This is a genomic window from Heliobacterium chlorum, assembly GCF_014502795.1.
GTDB classification, from domain to species: Bacteria; Bacillota; Desulfitobacteriia; order Heliobacteriales; family Heliobacteriaceae; genus Heliobacterium; species Heliobacterium chlorum.
Map to the genome: position 1 here is coordinate 1 of NZ_JACVHF010000170.1, position 449 is coordinate 449.

The following is a 449-nucleotide window of genomic DNA, read 5'->3' on the forward strand; positions in this document are numbered from 1 at the left end:
ATCGGCGCAGGAGGGCTTAACTTCCGTGTTCGGGATGGGAACGGGTGTGACCCCTCCGCCATTGCCACCAGATCATTGTTTAGTTGTTGAGGTTCATCCGGCTCATCACCGGACTTAGAAGTTTACTACACTCAGTTGAGCTTTTCAACCAGTAAGTTTCTCCAGTCCCTCAAAATCAAACAGTTGCGCTGCGTGCTAACCTGTCCGTTCGGACCTATCCCATCTGTACTTCGTAAAATACCATTTATCAGCCAGTTGACTAGCCAATGCACGTTATTCATATAAAGCATAAGTTGGGAGGTCTCCGTCCGGTTCGACCTCGACATCTCACTGCATAGAGGTATCATTCCTTTACAGGGGCGCACTCTCTACCGTGATAAGTCTCCATAGAAAGGAGGTGATCCAGCCGCACCTTCCGATACGGCTACCTTGTTACGACTTCACCCCAA

Annotated in this window: 2 rRNA genes; both read right to left on the bottom strand. The window is 49.4% G+C overall.

What is annotated here, in order from left to right:
• Window positions 1-72 (bottom strand): 5S ribosomal RNA (gene rrf / locus H1S01_RS20835); the annotation flags it as partial.
• 318 nt (window positions 73-390) lie between these two features.
• A 16S ribosomal RNA gene (locus tag H1S01_RS20840) occupies window positions 391-449 on the bottom strand; the annotation flags it as partial.